Here is a 20,284-nt window from a genome sequence, read left to right as displayed (position 1 = left end):
GGTTACGCTGTTCCCATGGACGCCGGGGCGCACCCCTCCTGGCGCGGGCGGCTGGCGGCCGCCTGGCGCCGGATGGGCGAGCGGATGCAGCGCGTGGACGCGCTGGGGCTGAGCGCGGTCAACCCCAACTGTGCGGCCCGGGCGCGCGAGTACCGCGCCGCCCACCTTCCGGGCGTCGGCACGCCCCTGGGACCCTCCTGAGCAGCCGCGCCGACACGCGCCGAGGTGCCGTACCTCGCGGTGAGTCCGACCGTCAGTAGAGGACGACGTAGGTGTCATGCCGTACGAAGCCGTTCAGCCGCGTGTAGAAGGAATCCCTCGAGATCAGCGTCCGGCCGGAGTGGATCCCGTAGGCGGTGTGGCCGGAGAACCAAGGGCCACCCGAGTCGCCGTGATCCGACTTCCCCTGCCGCATCTTCACCAGTTCCCCGGTGCCCATGTGGGTGAAGCCGGTCCGGTCGACCACGTCACAGGTGAAGCCCGTGGTCACACCGAACTTGCACAGCGAGGTCCCCTTGGCGGACCAGCGGTTCCAGCCCCGCACGCTGACCTTGAGTGATGACTTGGCGTAGAACACCGCCATCGGCTTGAAGGTGCCCAACGTGAAGAGCGCCAGGTCTCCGTCCCGATTGTCCCAGCTGATCGTCTCGCGGACAGGCGCCGAGTTGCCGCCGTCGATGGCGCGCAGCCGCAGCAGCGCTCCGGCCTGCATCGCTTGGCCGCAGTGCCCGGCCGAGGACATCCGCCGTCCGCCCGTCGAGGTCTTCATGATGAACCCGCCGGTGCAGGTTCCCTGCGGCTTGCCCGAGTTGTGCCCCTTCACGGTCATGCCCCCGCGGGCGTAGCCGTCCTCGGCTGTGACGCCGCCGGGCTCGATCGAGGCGTCCAGCGCCACCCCTGCGCGGCCCGCGATCCCTCGCGCGCGTTCGAGCGCCGCCCGCCGCAGTGCGGGGTCACCGCCGTGAACGCGGTACACGAGTCGTTGCGCGTCGAACTCCGGCCACGAGGAGGACGCGATGCTCAGGCCGCTGGTGAGATCGAGCGCCAGCGCCTCGAGGCGGGCCCGCGAGTGCGCGAGCCCGGAGGTCACGTCGCTGGGGGCCGGAAGCGCCGCGATCCGGGTCAACGCCGCTTCCGGGACGTCGCCCACGAAGCCGAACCAGTTCGATCCATCGGCCCGGTTGAGCTCCGCCCCGACGAAGGTCTCGGGATAGTCGGTGGCGAGTGCATCGGCGGCCGCCGCGGTCGCGTCCTGGGCGCCGTACTGCCGGATCACGTCGGGCGCGCTGCGCCCGTCGTCGCGGGCGAGTTGGAGCAGGCCCATCAGCTCGGCGGCGTCCAGGTTGTCCAGGATCGGGGTGTCGTCGAGCAGGGCGGGTGTCCCGGCCTCCAGGGGGGCGGACGTCAGGGCCGCGTCCACCAGGGCGGCCAGCGCCGCGTCCGGATCGGTGGGGTGGGCCGTCTCCAGCGCACCGAGATCGGCGAGATCGCGCGCCTGTCCGGCGACGCGCTGCGTGGTCCCCGGCGGCGCTTCCGCAGCCGGGGCCTCTCGTGGTGCTCCCAGGTGCAGCGAGGCCACGAGGGCCACCGTCACGGCCGTGGCCGTGAACTGCAGAAGGTGGGGCCGCATGGGCATTTCCTCTCGTCAGCGGATCGAGCCACGGATCAACCTAGCCGCGCACAACGCCGTTCGGCCAGGGTCGACCATCGCCGGCGGGCGCATCCGGACGCGACGACGCCCGCCGCCCTCGGGAGGGACGGCGGGCGTCGGGGACGCTCAGGCGAAGGCCCGGTGGCCCGCGGCGTGGCGGGCATCTCCGCTGAGGGCGGCCAGCACGCGTCGCACGCCGGCGGCCTCCTCGTGGCGCCCCTGACGCTCCAGCGCGCGGGCCAGGAGCATCTGCACGTACTCGTTCGTGGGGTCGACCTCGAGGATGCGGCGGGCCTCCTGCTCGGCGGGGCCCAGCGAGGCGCGGTGGTACTGCGCCCGGGCCAGGTACTCCCGGCAGTTCAGGTTGCCCGGCTCGGCGGCCAGCACCTGCGAGAAGTGCTCGACCGCCGCGCCGTAGTCCTTGCGGTCGAAGGCGTACACGCCCTGCGTCCAGGTCAGCATCGTGTCGGTCATCGGGGGTTCTCCTTCCCTCCCGCGCCGGGAGCGGCAACGGGTCACCCCCTCCACAACATGAAGCTTCAATTATTCCCGCCCTCGAGCGGGCCCGGACGCCGGGCCCCGTCACCCGGCGGGAGGCGTCCGTCGGCCCCGGCGCGGCGGCCGGGCGGCGGGATCGAACAGCGCCCCCGCCGCGCGCAGCCACCCGACGAACTCCGCAGCGTCCCGCCGCTCGACCAGACCCTTGAAGTCGACCCGCTCGGTGAACAGCAGCCGGCCGCGCGCCACCTCGCCGTGGAGCACGGTCGCCCCTCGGGCGAAGGCGCCCCTCTCGGCCGTCAGCCAGATGTCCGGGACGCCGTTGCGGGACGCCAGCCCGACGCGGAGGTCGGCGACCGGCACGCTCCAGGCGTGGCCGAAGCCCTGGGGCGCGAAGCTCAACACGCCGTCGGCCAGCGTGAGGGTGCCGACGCCCTCCAGGTGGGGCAAGCGCCGGCCCGGCGGCCACACGTGCGCGTTCCAGACCCGTTTCCCCTTGTCCGCCGGCTCGCGCGGCGACACGTCGGGGACGACGACGTCGGGATCCAGCCGACTGAACCAGAGGTACGTGGCCACGCCGCCCAGGACGATCAGGACGGCGGGGCCGACGCCGAACAGCCACGTCATCGCCGGCTCCCTCCGGTGCGGGCCCGGGAGGTCGGGCCCCTCACCCGCGAGGCTAGCGGGCGGCCCGCTCGGCGCGCTCGGCCTCGGCGGCCCGGAGCTTCATGTCCTCGATGTCCTTCATCTTGCGCTGCGTCCAGGGCACCAGCGCGAACAGGCCGACCGCGCAGACCAGGGTGACGGCGCCCAGCACGTAGTAGTAGGTGGCGTCGGACAGCCCGGCCATCGCCTTGATGACCAGCGCCGCGATCCCCTGGCCGGCGGCCGAGGTGAGGAACCACAGCGCCATCGCCTGGGACGCGAACGCCTTGGGCGCCAGCAGCGTGGTGGCCGACAGGCCCACCGGGGAGAGGAACAGTTCGCCGACGGTCTGCAGCAGGAAGACCAGCGCCAGCACGTAGAACGGCGCCAGCATGTCCCCGCCGGGGAACGCCTGGAACGCGGCGCCCATCGCGACGGCCGAGATGCCGATCAGGAACACGGCGAACGCGAACTTCGCGGCCGTGTTCGGGAACTTGCCCGCCCGCGCGGTGAAGAAGGCGCCGACGATCGGCGCGAGGATCACGATGCCGAACGGGTTGATCGACTGGTACCACGAGGGGTCGATCGTCAGCGCGCCGAGGTGCAGGTCGGTGTTCTTCATCGCGAACGTCGCCATCTTGCCGGCGGCCTGCTCGAAGATCATGAAGAACAACATGGCGCCGATCCACAGCGGGATGTACGCCTTGACGTGGCTGCGCTCGGGCGCAGTGACGCGCGGGCTGCGCAGCATCGCCACGAAGTAGCCGACCGACGCGATGATCGAGATCGCCGCGACGGTGTCGATGATGGCGGCCGGGATGTCGCCCTCCAGGGCGTTGAAGAGCACGAACAGCAGCGCCGCGCCCGCGAGGATGCCGAGCGAGATGATGCCGAGCCGGCGGCGTCCCTCGGCGGTCAGGGGGTCGGGCACCTGGTTGCCGATGCCGTGCAGCGCCTTGCGCCCGATGAGGAAGGCGGTCAGGGCGAACGCCATGCCGACCGCGGCGGCGGCGAAGCCGGCGTGGTAGCCCCAGTTGCCGCGCAGGAACGCGACGACGAGCGGGGAGAAGAAGCTGCCGACGTTGATCGACATGTAGAAGATCTGGAAGCCGGCGTCGCGACGCGGATCCTCCTCGTCGTAGAGCTCGCCGACCATCGTGGAGAGGTTCGGCTTGATGAAGCCGGTGCCGATCGCGACGAGGCAGATGCCGATCCACGCGGTCGCCACGCTCGGGATCGAGAGGCAGATGTGGCCCGCCATGATGACGATGCCGCCGTACAGCGTCGCCTTCCAGGGGCCGATGACGCGGTCGGCGATGAAGCCGCCCGGGATCGCCAGCAGGTAGACGGCCGCGCCGTACGTCGCGACGACCGCCTGGCCCGTCGTCTCGGGCAGCCCGAGGCCGCCGTTGGCGAACGTGTCGACCAGGAAGTACAGCAGGATCGCGCGCATGCCGTAGTAGGAGAAGCGCTCCCACATCTCGACCTGGAACAGCCACCCGAGTCCGGCCGGGTGGCCGAAGAACTTGCGGTCGCTGCGTGACGATATGGGCGCGGACGCCTCCGGTGCGGACGCTGACATGTGGATTGTCTCCTTGACGCCACCACGGTCTCACCCTGACGCGCGGGGCGGATTCAGCCCCACGTGCGGAACACTATGGCGTGTAGTAGTTCTCTCAGAGTAGACCCGTTCGGGGCGTCCGCGCGAGCAGAACGCTGTCAATCCCGCCGAAAGTGCAGGGCCGGCGCCCCGGGCGAGCGGGGACGCCGAGCCTGGTGGGGGTGGGAACGGTCACCGGGCGACGAGCGAGGCGACCATCACCAGGGGCAGCGACACCAACGACGCGATGCTCGTCACGGTCGTCATCGTCTTCAGCGAACCCTGCGTGGACAGCCCCAGCAGCGACTTGAACATCCAGAAGAAGTTGCTGTTGACCTGCAGCGCGAACAGCGACCCCGACGCGATCGCCAGGCCGAGCGCCACGGGCGCGATGGGCAACTGGCCGGCGATCGGCGCGATGATGCCGGCCGCGGTGATGGCCGCGACCGAGACCGACCCGATCGCCAGGTGCAGCAGCGCCGCGATGAACCAGGCCAGCAGCAGCGACAGGATCACCGGCGCGCCGGCGTCCACCGAGAACAGGCCGCCGAGCAGCTTGGCCAGGCCGGTGGCCTTGATGACCGCGCCCAGCGAACCGCCCACGCCGGTGACCAGCAGGATCTCGCCGGTGGTCTGCAGCCCCTCGGTGAAGGCCTGCGTGGAGCGCTCGAGGCCGACGTACCGGCGGGCCATCACGTAGGCGCCCAGCAGGCCGATGAACAGCGCCACGTTGGCGTCGCCGAGGAAGTTGATGAAGGCGTTCTCGATCCCGGCGAGCTGGCAGAAGGCGCCGGTCGCGATCATGATCAGGGGGACGACGATGGGTGCCAGGCACAGCGCCAGCGACGGCCGCTTCTCGGGGGCGACGCTCTCCTCGGCCTGCTCGATGTCCTCGGCGTTGGACTCCTCCTCGTCCTTGGCCGCGTTCCACCAGCCGCGGTTGAGCATCCGGCGGAACAGCCAGGTCGTGATGACGGCGGTCACCGGGCCGATCACGATGCCGAACAGCAGGTAGGTGCCCAGCGGCACCTGGAGCAGGCCGGCGATCGAGATGGCGGACAGGCCGGGGACGACGAACACGTAGCCGCAGAAGATGCCCGTGCCGAGCGCGCCGGCGAGCCAGGCCAGCCCGTTCTTGCCGAGGAACTTCGAGGACGACCGGGCGACGGGGGCCGCCAGCACGACCTGGACGTCGACGTAGATCGAGGGGGCGATCGTGCTCAGCGCGAGGGTGAGCGCGTAGGGCAGCCGGTTGGGCGGGACGACGCGCACGAGCGCCTCGACCATCACCTTGAAGGCCCCCATCGAGTGCAGCAGGGCCCCCATCAGGACGCCGAACCCGATGAGCAGGCCGATCTTGGTCATGATGTCGCCGAAGCCGGCGGTGATGGCGTCCACGGTCTCGGCGAAGCCGATCCCCGAGGCCAGCCCCAGGTAGAGACAGCCGAGGATCAGGGCGATGATCGGGTCGACCTTCACCTTGATGATGAGCAGGATGATCGCGACGATCGCGATCCCGGTGTGCAGGGCAATCATGGGTACAACTCCGTCCGGGGAGCGGGCCACCACGGCGTGACCCGTCGTCAGCGTCCCGCGCGGCCCCGGTCGGAGGCATCCTTGTGTTCATAGTGTTCACCCGCGGCGGGTCATGCCGCGGTCCGCCGACGAAGGAGTCGCATGTCGCACTGGTTCACCGACGCCCGGTTCGGGCTGTTCGTCCACTTCGGCCTGTACTCGGCGGCGGCGCGCCACGAGTGGGTGCAGAACCGCGAGCGCCTCAGCGAGGAGGACTACCGGCCCTACCTCGAGCATTTCGACCCCGACCGGTTCGACGCCCCCGCCCTCGCCCGCGCCGCGCGCGAGGCGGGCATGGGGTACGCCGTGCTGACCAGCAAGCACCACGAGGGGTTCGCGCTGTGGGACACCGCGCTGAGCGACTTCAGTTCCCCGGCGGTCTGCGGGCGCGACCTGGTGCGCGAGTTCGTGGACGCCTGCCGCGCCGAGGGGCTGCGGGTCGGGCTGTACCACTCGCTGATCGACTGGCACCACCCCGACTTCACGGTCGACGAGCACCACCCCCTGCGCGACGCGCCCGACCGCGACGCTCTCAACGCCGGCCGGGACATGGACCGCTACCGCACCTTCCTCCACGGTCAGGTCCGCGAGTTGCTCACCGGCTACGGCCCCCTGGACTACCTGTTCTTCGACTTCTCCTACCCGGGGCAGGACGGCAAGGGCGCCGCCGACTGGGACGCCGAGCGGCTGCTGGCCCTGTGCCGCGAACTGCAGCCCGGGATGCTCGTCAACGACCGCCTCGGCATCCCCGGGGACCTCGTGACCCCCGAGCAGTACCAGCCGACCTCGCCGCTGACCGACGCGTCCGGCGCGCCGCAGCTGTGGGAGGCGTGCCAGACGATGAACGGGTCGTGGGGTTATGACCGCGACAACGTCGACCACAAGCCCGCCGACCTGCTGGTGCGGATGCTCGCCGACTCCGTGTCCATGGACGGCAACATGCTGCTCAACGTCGGCCCGGACGGCCGGGGCGCCCTCACGGCGCGCGACGCGGCCACCCTCGCCGAGATCGGGACCTGGATGGACCTGCACCGCGACGCGATCGTCGGCGCGGGGCACGCCCCGTTCACGCCGCCCCGCGAGGGCGTCTACACGGCGTCCGGATCGAGGCTGTACCTGTTCCTGCACACGTGGCCGCTGGGGTACGTCCACCTGCCCGGCCTCGCGGGACGCGTCAGCTACGCCCGCCTGCTCAACGACGGTTCCTGGCTGCGGACGTCCGTCAGTGACCCCGGCCGGCGCCCCTCGAACATGACGCCCGCGGGCGAGCCCGCCGGGACGCTGACGGTGCACCTGCCGGTGCGGCGTCCGGACGTCGCGGTGCCCGTCGTGGAACTCACGCTGGTCTGACATGGCCTCCCCGCAGCGCAGCGTCGCGTCGCACGTCCTGGCGGTGCTGGGCGTGGTCGCGGTCCTCGTGGTGGGGGCGTCGGTCGCCCTGGGGTTCTGGCGCGCCAGCGTCCAGGTCGAGGACGCCGCCGCCGACCAGGTGACCGACGTGGCGCGCACCGTCGCGGCGTCCGACGAGGTTCGGGACGCGCTCGCGGCCGGCGGGCCGACCGCGGAGCTCACCGACTTCGCCGAGCGGACGCGGGACGCGACCGGCACCGACTTCGTCGTCGTGATGACGCCCGAGGGCGTCCGGTACACCCACCCGAACCAGGCGCTGGTGGGCGGGACGTTCCTCGGCACCACCGACGCCGCCCGGCGCGGCGGGATCGTGGTGGAGCAGTACACCGGGACGCTGGGGCCCTCCACCCGCGCGGTCGTGCCCGTGCTGGACGACGGCCGCGTCGTCGGCCTGGTGTCGGTGGGGATCGTCCGGGCGAAGGTGTCGCAGGCGCTGTGGGCGATGTGGCCGCAGATGGTCGTGCCGGGCGTGGTCGCCGCCCTCGTCGCCGGAACCGGCGCCTGGGTGGTCGCCCGCCAGGTGCGCCGCGAGACGCTGGGGCTGAACGCGTCCGAGGTGCGGCGGCTGCACGACCACCACGACGCGCTGCTGCACGCGGTCCGCGAGGGCCTCGTCATCGCCGACACCTCCGGGCGGGTGCAGGTCATCAACGACGAGGCGGTCCGGCTGCTCGGGCTCGGCCCGGACGCCGTCGGCCGCCCGGTCGCCGACCTGGGGCTCGCACCCGACCTGGCGGCGCTGCTGGTCGGGGACGCGCAGCAGGTCGACGTCGCCCACGCCACGGGCGCGCGGCTGCTGCTGGTCTCCAGCGACGCGGTCGTCCGGGACGGCCGGCGCGTCGCCACCCTGACCACGCTGCGCGACCGCACCGAACTGGAGTCCCTCACCGGACGCCTCAGCGCCACCCAGGGCCTCGCGGACGCGCTGCACGCCCGCAGCCACGAGGCCGCGAACCGGCTGCACACGGTCGTCACGCTGATCGAGCTGGGGCGTGCGGAGGAGGCGGTCGCCTTCGCGACGGGCCGGCTGCGCGGCGAGCGGGACGCCGACGCGGCGATCCTCGCGGCGATCGAGCCACCCGCCGTCGCGGCGCTGCTGCTGGGCAAGTCGGCGCAGGCGTCCGAGCGCGGCGTCCGGCTGACGCTCGACCCGGACGCCCACCTGCCGGCCGGGACCGCGCCCGAGCAGGCGCTGGTGACGGTGCTGGGGAACTTGATCGACAACGCGCTGGACGCCGTCGCCGGCCGGCAGGGCGCCGTCGTCGAGGTCGACGCCCAGGTCGATGACGGCCTGCTCCTGACGGTGAGCGACAACGGCCCCGGCGTCCCGGACCCGGCGCGCGTGTTCGAGCGCGGCTTCACCACCAAGGACGCCGACGGCCCGGCCGGCCGGGGCATCGGCCTGACGCTGACCCGGCAGGTCGTCGAGGCGCTGGGCGGCACGGTCACGGTGGGTCGGGGTCCGGGCGCGACGTTCGAGGTGCGGCTCCCGGGGGCCGGCGGGTTGGGCACGACTGAGCCCGGGGGCGTGGCGGGGATCGGGGGCCGGGATGGCTGAGCTGGCCGTGCTGATCGTGGAGGACGAGCCCCTGGTCGCGGCCGCCCACGCGGAGTACGTCGCGCGGGTTCCCGGCTTCGAGGTGGTGGGGTCCGCGGCGTCGGTGCACGAGGCGGCCTGCGCGCTGGCCCGCCGGCCGGTGGACCTCGTGCTGCTCGACCTCAACCTGCCCGACGGCAGCGGGCTCGACGTGCTGCGCGGCGTCCGCGCCGCGGGGCGTCCCGTGGACATCCTCACCATCACGGCGGCGCGGGAGGTCGAGCCGGTCCGCACGGCGCTGACGCTCGGGGTGGTGGGCTACCTGCTCAAGCCGTTCACGTTCGCCGACCTGCGCGACCGCCTCGAGGCGTACCGCGCCTACCGCGCGGGCCTCGACGCTGTGCCGGCGGCGAGCCAAGCGGCGGTGGACGCCATGATCGGGCAGTTGCGGCGTCCCACGGACCCGGCGAACGCCCCCAAGGGGCTGGACCGCGGCGTCCTGGACGACGTGATCGCCGCGCTCCGCGGCTCGCCGGGCGGCGCGTCGGCGTCCGAGGTCGGGCGGGCGCTCGGGCTCTCGCGGGTGACCGCCCGGCGCTACCTGCAGTACCTCACCGAGCAGGGCCGCGCCACGCGCGCACAGCGACTGGGCGGCTCGGGGCGTCCGGAGATCATCTTCACCTGGCGGGCCTGACCTTCGTCGGTTCGGGGCGTGCCGGGGCGGTGCGCTCTACGCGGCGGTGTCGCTCTGGTGCCCCCAGCGCTGGTTCGCGGCGGCATCACCCCTGGTCGCCGTTGCGGGCACGCGCGCTCGGGACACCACGACGACACACCGCCCCGGGTCGCGGGCGCTGGTCACTCGCCGCGTGGCGCCGCCCGACCGCGGCACCAAGAAACGTCGCGCTGGCGCCCGAACGTCCCGGCCGCGGTGAGCTTCACACGCCGAAGTGCCGAACCCGGGCCCCGCGCGCGGCGGAACCCGGGTTCGTGGAGCGGACTCAGGCGTCGAACTCCTGCCATTCGGGCTTGTGCTCGTAGGTGACGTCGTAGTACTCGCGCAGCTTCAGCTTGGACGCCGCCGCCTCGTCCACGACGACGGTGACCGTGCGGTGCATCTGCAGGATGGAGCCGGGGCACATGGTGCTGACCGGGCCCTCGGCGAGCGCCGCGACGGCGTCCGCCTTGCCCTCGCCCTGCGCGACCAGCACGACGGCGCGGGCATCCATGATGGTGCCCAGGCCCTGGGTGAGGCAGTGGCGCGGCACGTCGTCGATGGACGCGAAGTAGCGGGCGTTGTCCTCGCGGGTGCGCTCGTTCAGCGTCTTGATCCGGGTGCGGGACGCCAGCGACGACGACGGCTCGTTGAAGCCGATATGGCCGTTGGAGCCGATGCCCAGGATCTGCACGTCGACGCCGCCGGCGGCCTTGATCGCGGCCTCGTAGTCCTCGCACGCCTGCTTGAGGTCCTCGGCGGCGCCGTCGGGGACGTGGACGTTCGCCGGGTTCATCTTCAGCGGCACGGTGACGGTCTTGTCGATCGTGGCCGCGTAGCTGTTCGGGTCACCCGCGGGGAGCCCGACGTACTCGTCGAGCGCGAACGCGGACGCCTCCGAGAGGTCGAGGGTGCCCTCCTCGACGCGCCGGGTCAGGCCCTCGTACAGGGCCAGCGGCGACGAACCGGTGGCGACGCCGAGCACCGCGCGGGGACCGGCCTCCTTCACCACCTGCGCGACGCGGGCCGCGGCGACCTCGCCGGCCTCCTCGGGAGTGCTGCAGATCACGATCTCCATGTCGTTCCTTCCGGTGTCTCGGCCGGTCGTCGCGACCGGCCAGCGCGTTACCTACGGCGTGCGCCCGCTCCCCCGCCCCGGCGGAACGGGCTGCGGCCGCCGCCCCGGGCGATGGGACCGGCATGCGGCCTCGCCCCCATCATCCCGCATCGGGGCCGTCGGCACCGCCCCTGCGCGGCAGGTTCTCCGATGCAGGGGACGTCCGGTCACTCGCGACGCCGATGGTGCGTCGGGTCCCGGGGCCGAGCCGTCTCTGAGCCGAGCAGTGGCTCGCCGCCCGACCGCGGTCACAGGGACGCGAGCGGGCGGCAGGCGCCGCCTCGGCTCGCGTCCGGCCTGTCCACCGAGGCCCAGGCCACCGAGGTGTCGGGCACGGCGGGACCGAGCACGGCGAGACCGGGCCCCGTGGGAGGATCGGCCGGTGACAGGACTCCTCGTGGCGGGCACCTCGTCGGACGCCGGCAAGTCGCTGATCGTGGCCGGGCTGTGTCGGGCGTGGGCGCGCCGCGGCGTCCGGGTGGCGCCGTTCAAGGCGCAGAACATGTCGAACAACTCCATGGTCTGCCCGGACGGCTCGGAGATCGGGCGCGCCCAGTACCTGCAGGCGCTCGCCGCCGGGGTGGAACCGTCCGCGATCCACAACCCCGTGCTGCTGAAGCCGGCCACCGACCGGCGCTCGTTCGTCGTCCTCAACGGACGCCCCGGCGGGACGCTGGAGGCCGGACAGTACGCCACCGGACGCGCCGCCCTCGCGCAGGCGGCCTTCGCCGCATTCGAGGAACTCGCGGCCACCCACGACGTGGTGGTCGCCGAGGGCGCCGGGTCCCCGGCCGAGATCAACCTGCGCGCCGGCGACTACGTGAACCTGGGGCTGGCCACGCGCTTCAGCCTGCCGACGCTGCTGGTCGGGGACATCGACCGCGGCGGCGTCCTGGCCTCGATCTTCGGGCACTGGGCGATCGTCGACGACGCTGACCGGGCCCGCTTCGCGGGATACCTGATCAACAAGTTCCGCGGCGACCAAGCGGTGCTCGAGCCGGGACTCGCCGAACTGACGGCCCGCACCGGGCTGCGGTGCTTCGGCGTCCTGCCGTGGCTGGAGCAGGTGTGGCTCGACTCGGAGGACGCGCTGGCGTTCGCGCGCTGGCCGCGCACGCCGGGCGCCGCCGGGACGCTGCGGGTCGCGGCCGTCCGGTTCCCGCGGATCTCGAACGCCACCGACCTGGACGCGCTGGCCGCCGAGCCCGGCATCGACGTGTTCGTCGCGGACCGCCCCGACGACCTCGCTCGCGCCGACCTCGTGGTGCTGCCCGGCTCCCGGTCGACGCTGGCCGACCTGGGCTGGCTGTGCGCGCGGGGTCTGGACGCCGCGCTGCGGGAGCGCGCGGCGTCGGGCGGCGCGATCCTGGGCATCTGCGGCGGCTACCAGATGCTGGCGCGGGTGATCGACGACCCGGTCGAGTCCGGCGACGGCGCCGTGACCGGTCTGGGGCTGCTGCCGACCCGGGTCGACTTCCGCCCCGACAAGACGCTGGGCCGCCCGTCGGGTTCCTGGGAGGGCCACCCGGTCACCGGGTACGAGATCCACCACGGGGTCGTCACCGTCGACGGCGGCGACGAGCCGTTCCTGGACGGCGTGCGGGTCGGCAACACCTGGGGCACCATCTGGCACGGCGCCCTGGAGAACGACGGCTTCCGCCGGGCGTGGCTCGCGCGCGTCGCGGACGCCGCGGGCTCGGCGTGGCGCCCCGATCCGAGCGCGGTGGACTTCGCCGTCCGTCGCGAACAGATGCTCGACGAGGTCGCCGACGCCCTCGAGGCCCACGCGGACCTGGACGCGCTGCTCACCCTGGCCCGCTGACAGCAGGTCGACGGTCCTTTGGTTGATCTCTTCCCCTTCCGCGCGTTCGCCGTGCGCCCGACTCCGACCGCGACTTCCCGCCCCGAGCCCCTCCGGGCGCGGCCATCATGTGGGCGGTCACCTCGCGTCCGCCCTCCACGAGGTGGACGGCGTTGACGGGCAGGTCGGTGCCCCCACGGCTCCGCGACCTCGGCCGGCCTCGTCACGCGCCAGTCCCGCTGACCTCGACTGGCCGGCGGCTCGACCCGCGCGGTGGAGGTCGGCCAGTAAATCACCATCAACGCACTCGCGGCCCCCGAAAGCCGTCGGATCACCCCGAATCGGGGCTCGAGTGCGTCGTTGTTGATTTTTCGGGCCGCTGACGCAGCCACGGCTCGCGCCAGGGTCGCCGCTCAGCGGAGGCCCGGGGGTCCGGCTTGGCCCGCCGAGTGCGACGTAGCCAGGGTGTGCCGGAGCCGCAGGGTGTGCCGGTGCTGCGGCACAATCGTCACCCGGGACGTGAGGGGGTCCGATGCAGCAGGTCCGGGACGCACCGCCCGCGCCGTCGACGGCGGGCGCGACGCCGACGAGGTCGGGCGCGGGGGTGACGCTCCCGCGGTTGGTGATCGCGGCGGCCGCGTCCTCGGCGGGGAAGACGACCGTCACCACGGGGCTGCTGGCGGCCCTGACGGCCCGCGGCGTCCGGGCGGCGGGCTTCAAGGTCGGACCCGACTTCATCGACCCCGGCTACCACGCGCTGGCGACCGGACGGCCCGGCCGTAACCTCGACCCGGTGCTGGTGGGCGAGGAGCGGATCGTGCCCCTGCTGCTGCACGGCTGCCGCGTCCCCGAGCCCGCCGAGGTGGCGCTGATCGAGGGCGTCATGGGGCTGTTCGACGGGCGCCTGGGCACCGACGGGCACGGGTCCACCGCGCACGTGGCGACGCTCACCGGCTCCCCCGTCCTGCTCGTCGTGGACGCCGCCGGCTCGTCGCGGACGGCCGCCGCGGCCGCGCTCGGCCTGGCCGCGTTCGACCCGACCGTCCGGATCGCCGGGGTCCTCATCAACCGCACCGCGAGCCCGCGCCACGGGGCCGAGCTGTCCCGCGTGTTCGCGGACGCGGGCGTCCCGGTGGTCGGCGTCCTGCCGCGGGACGCGTCGGTGGCCGCGCCCTCGCGGCACCTGGGGCTGGTCCCCGCCGGCGAACGCGCCGGGTCGGCCGCCACCATCGCGGCCCTCGCCGCCCACCTCGGCGCCCACGTCGACCTGGATGGCGTGCTCGCGCTGGCCGCCGACGCCGCCCCGCTGCACGCCACCGCCTGGGACCCGGCCGCCGAGGTGCGCGCCGTCCCCGGACGGCCGCGGATCGCCGTGTTCGGCGGACGCGCCTTCACCTTCCGCTACCCCGAGACCACCGAACTGCTCGCCGCGGCCGGGTGCGAAGTCGTCGAGGTCGACCCGCTGCTGGACGCGGCCCTGCCGCCGCGGACGTCCGCGCTCTACATCGGGGGCGGCTTCCCCGAGGTGCACGCGCCCGACCTGAGCGCCAACGAGCCGCTACGCGCCGCCGTGGCCGCCGCCGTGGCGTCCGGGGTGCCGACGGTGGCCGAGTGCGCGGGCCAGCTGTACCTGGGCGAGCACCTGGACGGACACCCGATGGTGGGGGCGCTGCCCTCCTCGGCGCGGATGACGCCGCCGCTCACCCTCGGCTACCGGTCCGCCACCGCACCGACCCCGACTCTGCTCGCCGACGCCGGCGCCACCACGCTGGGCCACGAGTTCCACCGCACGCGGACGAGCCCCGGGCACGGGCCCGAGCCCGCCTGGGAGTGGGACGCGGCGGCCGAGGGCTTCTCCCTCGACCCCGCGGGCACCGGGACGCCGACCCTGCACAGCTCCTACCTGCACCTGCACTGGGCAGGAGTCCCCGACGCCGCGCAGCGCTTCGCCGACGCGGCCGCCCGGTACGCCGCGGCTCGTCCGGAGGCCGAGCCGGACGCCGTCGCATCGCTGCTCGTGCCCGCCCGCCACCCTGATGCAGCGGCGCCGCTCGATGCCGGACGGTCGGACGCGGCCCCGCCGGCTGTCGGCGGGATCGACCTGCACCACCACGGGGACGCCGATGTCGCGCCCGGGCTGGTCGACCTGGCCGTCAACGTCCAGTCGGCGGGTCCGCCGCCCTGGCTGGCCACGATCATCCACGACGCGACGGCCACCCTCGGGGCCTACCCGCGCCTGGACGAGGCCCGCGAGGCGATCGCCGCCGCCCACGGCGTCCCGCCCGAGATGGTGCTGCCGACCGCCGGGGGCGCGGAGGCGTTCTCCCTGGTCGCGCGCACGATTGAGGCGGCGCATCCGCTGGTGGTGCATCCGCAGTTCACCGAGCCGGAGGCCGCCCTGCGGGCCGCGGGCCGCGCGGTGCAGCGGTGGCTGCTGCCGGTGCACACCGGGGACATGGGGGGCGCCGCGACGGGGGCGCTCGCCGCGGAGTCGCGACCCGACGGCGCGCGGCCGCGGAATGAAGGCGCGCGGGCGTGGAACGACGGCGCGCGGGCGCGGAACGACGGAGCACGGGCGGGAGTGGAGCCGGGGAGTCGGACCGGCTACGCGCCCGCGCTGGGCGCGCTGCCCAGTTGGGCGGACGCGCTGTTCGTGGGCAACCCGACCAACCCGACCGGCTGGCTGCACGCCCGCGACGACCTGCTCGCGGCCGGACGCGGGCGCCTGCTCGTGGTCGACGAGGCCTTCATGGACGCCGCCGACGAGGCCGAGTCGCTGATCGAGCCGACGATGCCCGGACGCCTCGTGCTGCGGTCGCTGTCCAAGACCTGGGGACTCGCCGGGCTGCGCGTCGGGTACATCGTGGGCGATCCCGCGCTGATCGCCCGGCTCGCGGCGGCCCAGCCGCCGTGGCCGGTGTCCAGCCCCGCGCTGGCCGCGATGGTCGCGGTGTCGTCGCAGGCTTCCCGCGCCGAGGCGTCCGAGCGCTACCGGACTGTGCGCCGGCACCGCGACCATCTGGTCGCCGCCCTGGAGGCGTCCGGGTTCGGCGTGGTCGCCGGCCACGCCCCGTTCGTGCTGGTCGACACCGCCGAGCTCGGCCCGGACTCGGTGCGCCCGGCGCTGGCCGCCCGCGGCTTCGCGGTGCGGCGCGGCGAATCCTTCCCCGGGCTGGGGCGCTCCTGGATCCGCGTCCGGGTCCCCGACCCGCAGATCTCGGACGCCTTCGTCGCGGCCCTCGCGTCCCTGCGGGCCTCAGCCCCGCGAGTGGACTGAGCTCACAGCACCGATCCGAGCGAGAGAGCCGAGGGCCAGTGCCTGGGCACCAGGCGGCGCGTGCTCGAGCGGTCGGGGCGGCGTGTCCCGACGCCGCTTGCACCCTCTGACAGAGGACCGGCCGGCGTCCCGCCCCAGACGCCGTCAGACTGGTTCAGTTGCGGGCGCGGAGGCGGCCTTCCACGACCTGCTGGCACACGTCCACGGTCTCGGGCAGCAGGTCGAGCCCGAGGGCCCGGGCGGTGCGGGTGACGCGCTGGACCAGCCGGCGCGCGTCGTCGGGACGACCGGCGCGATGCTCCGTGCGGATGCGCTCCACCATGAGCAACTCGTCGTCGGGGGCGGCGACCAGCGCGCGGCCGGCGGCCCAGCGCGCGGTATCCATGTCGCCGTCCTCGAGCGCCCGGCGGGCGGCCACGACCCCGATGTCGCGGATCAACGCGCCGGCGTCGGCCCGCAGTTCCTCGGCCCAGCCCCACTGTCCCGGAGCCGCGTCGGCCAGGGGCGCGCCCCGCACCAGGCGCAGCGCCGCCAGGAGCCGGTCGAGCGGCAGCGCGTTAAGACCGCCGGAGGTGAGCAGGAGCAGGTCGCCCCAGTCGGAGGTCACGTCCTCCGACAGCCAGATCCGTCCGGAGTAGGCATCCGGGAGGTACAACTCCCCCGCGTCCGAAGAGCCCAGCCAGGTCCGCAGCCGGCTCAGGTTGGAGCGTCGGGTGCCCTCCGCGACGAGCAGCGAGCGGCCCATCTGCTGCGGCGAGGCGCCCGGATGCAGGTGGAGCCAGGCGCAGTACTCGACGCACTGGCGCTGCGCCCGGGACGGAGGGTCGCCGGCGCAGCCGGTCAGCTCGACGGGCCCCAGCAGGTGCAGGCGCGGCCCGATCCGCTCGCCGGCGAGGGTGTCGCCCCGGAGCGACCCGGGGCGGCTCCACCGCACCTCGGCGCGTTGTTGGGCGCCCTCGGGGGCGGGTTCGATCGCGACGATGTCCATGTCTGCCTCTTCCTCGGGCCACCAGGGCGCGGGTTCGGTGGAGGTCGTGGTGGCCAGGGCGAACAGCCCGGTGACGGCGGCGCGGGTGTCGTCGGAGACCGCCTGGGGTGTGACGCTGATGCCGCCGGCTTCGACGAGCGGGGGTGGTGGCGGCGGCGCGCCGGTGGCCGGGGCGGGCGGCGACCAGGTCAGGGTCCAGTCCGCCGCGCCGGCCGGGGCGTCGACGCCCACGATCGCCGCGAGACCGTCGCCGCGCCCGTCGAGTGCCGCCCGCAGGCGCCCGAGGTCGTCGGCGCCAAGGGGCTGCTCCCACAGGACGATCACGGGGGCCCACGCGTCGGTCAGGTCGGGGTCGAGCCGGCGATCGCGCCAGGAACGGCCGTCGGCCCCCTCGGCCCGAGCCCGGGCGAGCGTCTCGATCCGGGCGAGGGCGGCGGCGGCGTCGGCCTCGGTGGCGATCCGGGAGGCCGCCGTCGCCCGCGCGAAGTCGGGATCGCCGGTGACGACGAGCAGCTCCAGCTCGTCGGCCCACGGGGCGCAGCCCAGCTCGATCAGGATCGCCGAGAGGACCTCGCCGCGGCCCTGCTCCGCGCGACAGGCGATGCCGAGGACGCCCGACTCCATCGCGTCCAGCATCACGTGGGCGCCCGACGCCTCGCGTCCCAGCGTCACGAGGGCGGGGAACGCCGCCGGCCCGTCGACGTCCGGTGAGGCGGCGAGTTGCTCCCAGGAGATGGCCAGCGTGTCCCCGATCCGGGCGAAGCCCGCCGGGGCAGCGGACGGCGGTTCGGCGAACGCGAAGGCCACGCCCTGGTCGTCGACGGTGGCGCGGGCGAGCGGTACGGCGCGCTGCCCCGGACGCCGCCACGCGTCCGCCAGCAGGCGTTGCGCCCTGGCCAGGAGTTCGTCGCGTCCGGAGGTGGTGCGCTCCCCGGCGAGGGCCGCGGCGCCCGCGCCCGCCTGCTGCAGCGCGGATTCGTAGCGGGAGAGGTCCTCCCCCGGCTGGACGAACCGGCGCCCCACGGGTCGGGAGTGGCGTTGCAGCCGGCGCTGCAGGCCGATCCCACCCACGATGGCGGCCGCGGCGAGCGAGGTGACCCCGGCGATGAGCAGATCAGCAGGCGCGGGCGCCCCCTGCACCGGATCGGAGGCTGCTCCCGCGTCGGGCGCGCGGACGCCGGCGGCCGGGGTGCTCGCCTCAGCCGGGGTGCTCGCCTCGCCGGGCGTGGCCGCATCGGGCGCCTGGGCCTCCGCCGCGGGGACGTCCGCTTCGGCGGGCAATCCACGGGGCGCCCCGCGTTCCTCCCGGGCCGCGTCGGGCCCCTGAGCAGGCGTGCCTGGGGCCGCGGCGGCCGCCTCTTGCGGAGGCTGGCTCTGGTCTCCCATGTCGGCCTCCTCGCGCGCCGGATCAGGCACTCCGGCGTCCGGCGCCTGCGGTGCCGCGGCGCCCGTCCCGGACGCGATCACCCAGGGCAGCCGCAGCGTCCAGCCGATGTCGATGACGTCGGGGTCCTGGATCCGGGAGGCGTTCAGAGCGTGGATCTCGGGCCAGCGGTGGGCGTCCCCCAGGTGCCGCAGGGCGATCCCGGAGAGGGTGTCGCCGCGCTGGACGGTCACCAGCCGCACGGGGTCGGCGATGATCAGCTTCTCCCCGACGACCAGGGGCGCCAGCGGGTCGGTGGCCAGGGCCGGGTTGGCGGCCACGATCTGTCGCCACTGCGTCCCGTCGCCGTAGTAGTGGGCGGCGAGGGACCACAGGTCGTCTCCGGCCCGGACCAGGTGGACGAGCGAGCCGGCGGCCTCGGGGCCGGCCACCGGCTGCTCGAGCACGCGCGCGGCCTGAACGACCGCGGGAGCAGGCGCCGGAGCGGCGTGGGCCGCGGGCGCCGCCGAGGCGAAGGCCGCGGCGAGCAGCGTCGCCGCCAGGGCACGCGGGAGCGACAGCGCCGGCAGCCGCAGCCGCGGACGCCGCCCCACCAGGGACGCGGCCTCGATCGCCACGGCCAGCGCCCACCACGCCCAGGCCGCCCAGGCGAGCGCGGTGAGGAGGAGCAGGAGGATCCGGACGTCCGAGACGGTCCACACGGTGATGGCTCCGACGTCGGTGAACCCCACGCGGAGCAGCACCAGCGGCGGTGCGATCACCAGCACGAGCAGTGTGGCGGCGGCCAGGATGCGACGCAGCATCATCGTCTCCCTCGGTAGCGATCGAGCGTGGAACTGGACTCGGCCCGCACGGACACCGAGCCGGGGAACCCCGGGACCAGCAGGTCGGCCAGGGGGATGGGACACACGACGCTCGCGCGGACCACGCCGGGGGTGCCCACCGGCCGGGCGAACGCGGAGGTGTCCAACTCGAGCGTCCAGCCGGGACGACACCGAACGCCGGACGCCGCGGCGTCGCTCGCGATCACGGCGCGGGCCTGGGACTGCGCCGTGGCGGCGTCGCGGGCCAGCGACGCCGTGCGGGCGCTCGAGTCGGCCCACTGCTGGACGGCCACCTGGGCGTTGGCGAGCCGTCCCGCGCCGATCAGCAGCCCGGCGATCAGCAGGAGCGCGGGAACCACCACGGCGAACTCCACCGCCGCGGCGCCCCGCTCGTCGCGGCGTGGGCACCTGCGGCGCCGCGGCCGATCGAACCACTGGCGGCGGCCCGCGAGGACTCCGAGGAACGGGCGCTCCTTGCCGTGCCTGGGGGCGAAGGGGAGCCCGCTCCGGTACCTCGAGGTGGCGGGTCGATCACGCGGGCCGACCTCACCGATACCGGCGCGACCGCGCGCGGGGCGGGCCGCGTGCGCGGGCAACGGCAGCCGAGGCCGGCTGGCAAGCGGAGTCATGGCCGCGTCACCCGCTCCCGCGGTCGCGAGGCCTGTTCCTCGACCCGGGTCTGGCCGAGATCGAAGAAGGTCGGCATGCGGCCCGCCACGCGCACCGTGATCTGGTCGGCGGACTCGACCAGCGACACCTCGAGGTCGACCAGGCCGCCGTGCTGGGCCACCCGGGCGGCCGTCGCCCGGGCGTCCGCCGTCGACGCTCGGTACAGCGCTGCCCGCTCCGCGGCGGCCACGGCCGCGTTGGTCGCGACGGTCCGGCCGTGCGCCCACAGGCCCACCTGGATGATGCCCAGGACGCTGAGCAGGACGGCCGGCAGCAGGATCGCCCACTGGACGGAGTCCGTGACGCCCCGCTCGTCCCGGCGGGTCATTTCGGGATCGCGGCCAGCTTCGACTGGACCAGCGCGGTCACGACGCCGACGATCGCGAGCGCGACGGCGGCGGCGCACGCCAGCAGGATCGCCTGCTCGGTCGACTGCGAGACCCCGCGCTCGTCGCGGAGCCTGCGGCCGCGGTGGGCCAGGTCGAGGGTCAGTCCGATCAGCAGGTAGAGGTAGGTCTTCATTGATCTCTCCTTGGGGTGTGGGTGGTGCTCGGTTCGGGGTTGGGTGGTGCTCGGTCGGGGTGTCGCTGGGCCGC

At 74.3% G+C, this 20,284-nt stretch carries 16 protein-coding genes; 6 read left to right on the top strand and 10 right to left on the bottom strand.

Features of this window, described 5'->3' with window-relative positions:
• Positions 1-15 precede the first annotated feature (15 nt).
• The gene (locus G7070_RS08505; protein WP_166233380.1) at positions 16-201 is read left to right on the top strand and encodes a hypothetical protein; all 186 of its coding nucleotides are present in this window, start codon (positions 16-18) and stop codon (positions 199-201) included.
• A 52-nt stretch (positions 202-253) separates the two neighbouring features.
• Here G7070_RS08505 and G7070_RS08500 read toward each other — a convergent pair whose 3' ends face one another.
• From G7070_RS08500 to G7070_RS08480, 5 genes are all read right to left on the bottom strand, one after another.
• On the bottom strand, positions 254-1,630 hold the full coding sequence (locus G7070_RS08500) for a S1 family peptidase (protein WP_166233379.1): 1,377 nt from the start codon (positions 1,628-1,630) through the stop codon (positions 254-256).
• Positions 1,631-1,777: 147 nt separating this feature from the next.
• The gene (locus G7070_RS08495) at positions 1,778-2,125 is read right to left on the bottom strand and encodes a tetratricopeptide repeat protein (protein WP_166233378.1); all 348 of its coding nucleotides are present in this window, start codon (positions 2,123-2,125) and stop codon (positions 1,778-1,780) included.
• Positions 2,126-2,233: 108 nt separating this feature from the next.
• Positions 2,234-2,776: a hypothetical protein gene (locus tag G7070_RS08490; protein WP_166233377.1), complete on the bottom strand. Its 543-nt coding sequence runs from the start codon at positions 2,774-2,776 to the stop codon at positions 2,234-2,236.
• A 52-nt stretch (positions 2,777-2,828) separates the two neighbouring features.
• Positions 2,829-4,376, bottom strand: a complete 1,548-nt coding sequence (locus tag G7070_RS08485; RefSeq protein ID WP_166233376.1) for a peptide MFS transporter — start codon at positions 4,374-4,376, stop codon at positions 2,829-2,831.
• 210 nt (positions 4,377-4,586) lie between these two features.
• On the bottom strand, positions 4,587-5,930 hold the full coding sequence (locus tag G7070_RS08480; protein WP_166233375.1) for a GntP family permease: 1,344 nt from the start codon (positions 5,928-5,930) through the stop codon (positions 4,587-4,589).
• 141 nt (positions 5,931-6,071) lie between these two features.
• On the opposite strand from G7070_RS08480, the gene G7070_RS08475 reads away from it, so the two are divergent.
• The 3 genes from G7070_RS08475 to G7070_RS08465 are packed head-to-tail and all read left to right on the top strand — an operon-like array spanning position 6,072 to position 9,610.
• Positions 6,072-7,319: an alpha-L-fucosidase gene (locus G7070_RS08475; protein WP_166233374.1), complete on the top strand. Its 1,248-nt coding sequence runs from the start codon at positions 6,072-6,074 to the stop codon at positions 7,317-7,319.
• 1 nt (position 7,320) lies between these two features.
• Positions 7,321-8,937 carry an ATP-binding protein gene (locus tag G7070_RS08470; protein ID WP_166233373.1) on the top strand — a complete coding sequence of 539 codons (1,617 nt, stop codon included), beginning with the start codon at positions 7,321-7,323 and terminating at the stop codon, positions 8,935-8,937.
• Positions 8,930-9,610: a response regulator gene (locus G7070_RS08465; protein ID WP_166233372.1), complete on the top strand. Its 681-nt coding sequence runs from the start codon at positions 8,930-8,932 to the stop codon at positions 9,608-9,610. Before G7070_RS08470 ends, G7070_RS08465 begins: the two co-directional genes overlap by 8 nt.
• 304 nt (positions 9,611-9,914) lie before the next feature.
• Here G7070_RS08465 and nagB read toward each other — a convergent pair whose 3' ends face one another.
• Complete coding sequence (nagB, locus tag G7070_RS08460; protein ID WP_166233371.1) at positions 9,915-10,706, bottom strand: glucosamine-6-phosphate deaminase; 792 nt, start codon at positions 10,704-10,706, stop codon at positions 9,915-9,917.
• A 421-nt stretch (positions 10,707-11,127) separates the two neighbouring features.
• Here nagB and G7070_RS08455 point away from each other — a divergent pair, with 421 nt between their 5' ends.
• Both G7070_RS08455 and G7070_RS08450 read left to right on the top strand, forming a co-directional pair.
• Complete coding sequence (locus G7070_RS08455) at positions 11,128-12,567, top strand: cobyric acid synthase (protein ID WP_166233370.1); 1,440 nt, start codon at positions 11,128-11,130, stop codon at positions 12,565-12,567.
• A gap of 511 nt (positions 12,568-13,078) precedes the next feature.
• Positions 13,079-15,823 carry a bifunctional hydrogenobyrinic acid a,c-diamide synthase/histidinol phosphate aminotransferase CobBC gene (locus tag G7070_RS08450; RefSeq protein ID WP_206080035.1) on the top strand — a complete coding sequence of 915 codons (2,745 nt, stop codon included), beginning with the start codon at positions 13,079-13,081 and terminating at the stop codon, positions 15,821-15,823.
• A 154-nt stretch (positions 15,824-15,977) separates the two neighbouring features.
• Here G7070_RS08450 and G7070_RS08440 read toward each other — a convergent pair whose 3' ends face one another.
• From G7070_RS08440 to G7070_RS08425, 4 genes are read right to left on the bottom strand one after another with little or no spacing between them, the layout of a single operon-like run.
• Entirely contained in the window at positions 15,978-18,998 is a 3,021-nt protein-coding gene (locus tag G7070_RS08440; protein WP_166233369.1) for an AfsR/SARP family transcriptional regulator, read from the bottom strand.
• Positions 18,998-19,648 carry a TadE/TadG family type IV pilus assembly protein gene (locus tag G7070_RS19870; RefSeq protein WP_431977926.1) on the bottom strand — a complete coding sequence of 217 codons (651 nt, stop codon included), beginning with the start codon at positions 19,646-19,648 and terminating at the stop codon, positions 18,998-19,000. The genes G7070_RS08440 and G7070_RS19870 overlap by 1 nt, the downstream gene beginning before the upstream one ends.
• On the bottom strand, positions 19,645-20,016 hold the full coding sequence (locus tag G7070_RS08430) for a TadE/TadG family type IV pilus assembly protein (protein ID WP_166233367.1): 372 nt from the start codon (positions 20,014-20,016) through the stop codon (positions 19,645-19,647). The genes G7070_RS19870 and G7070_RS08430 overlap by 4 nt, the downstream gene beginning before the upstream one ends.
• Positions 20,013-20,210, bottom strand: a complete 198-nt coding sequence (locus G7070_RS08425) for a hypothetical protein (protein ID WP_166233366.1) — start codon at positions 20,208-20,210, stop codon at positions 20,013-20,015. Before G7070_RS08425 ends, G7070_RS08430 begins: the two co-directional genes overlap by 4 nt.
• Positions 20,211-20,284 lie beyond the last annotated feature (74 nt).

It is taken from the genome of Propioniciclava coleopterorum, assembly GCF_011393335.1.
GTDB classification, from domain to species: domain Bacteria; phylum Actinomycetota; class Actinomycetes; order Propionibacteriales; family Propionibacteriaceae; genus Propioniciclava; species Propioniciclava coleopterorum.
Note: the sequence above shows the minus strand (reverse complement) of the source record. Positions and strands in the feature narration are given on the sequence as shown.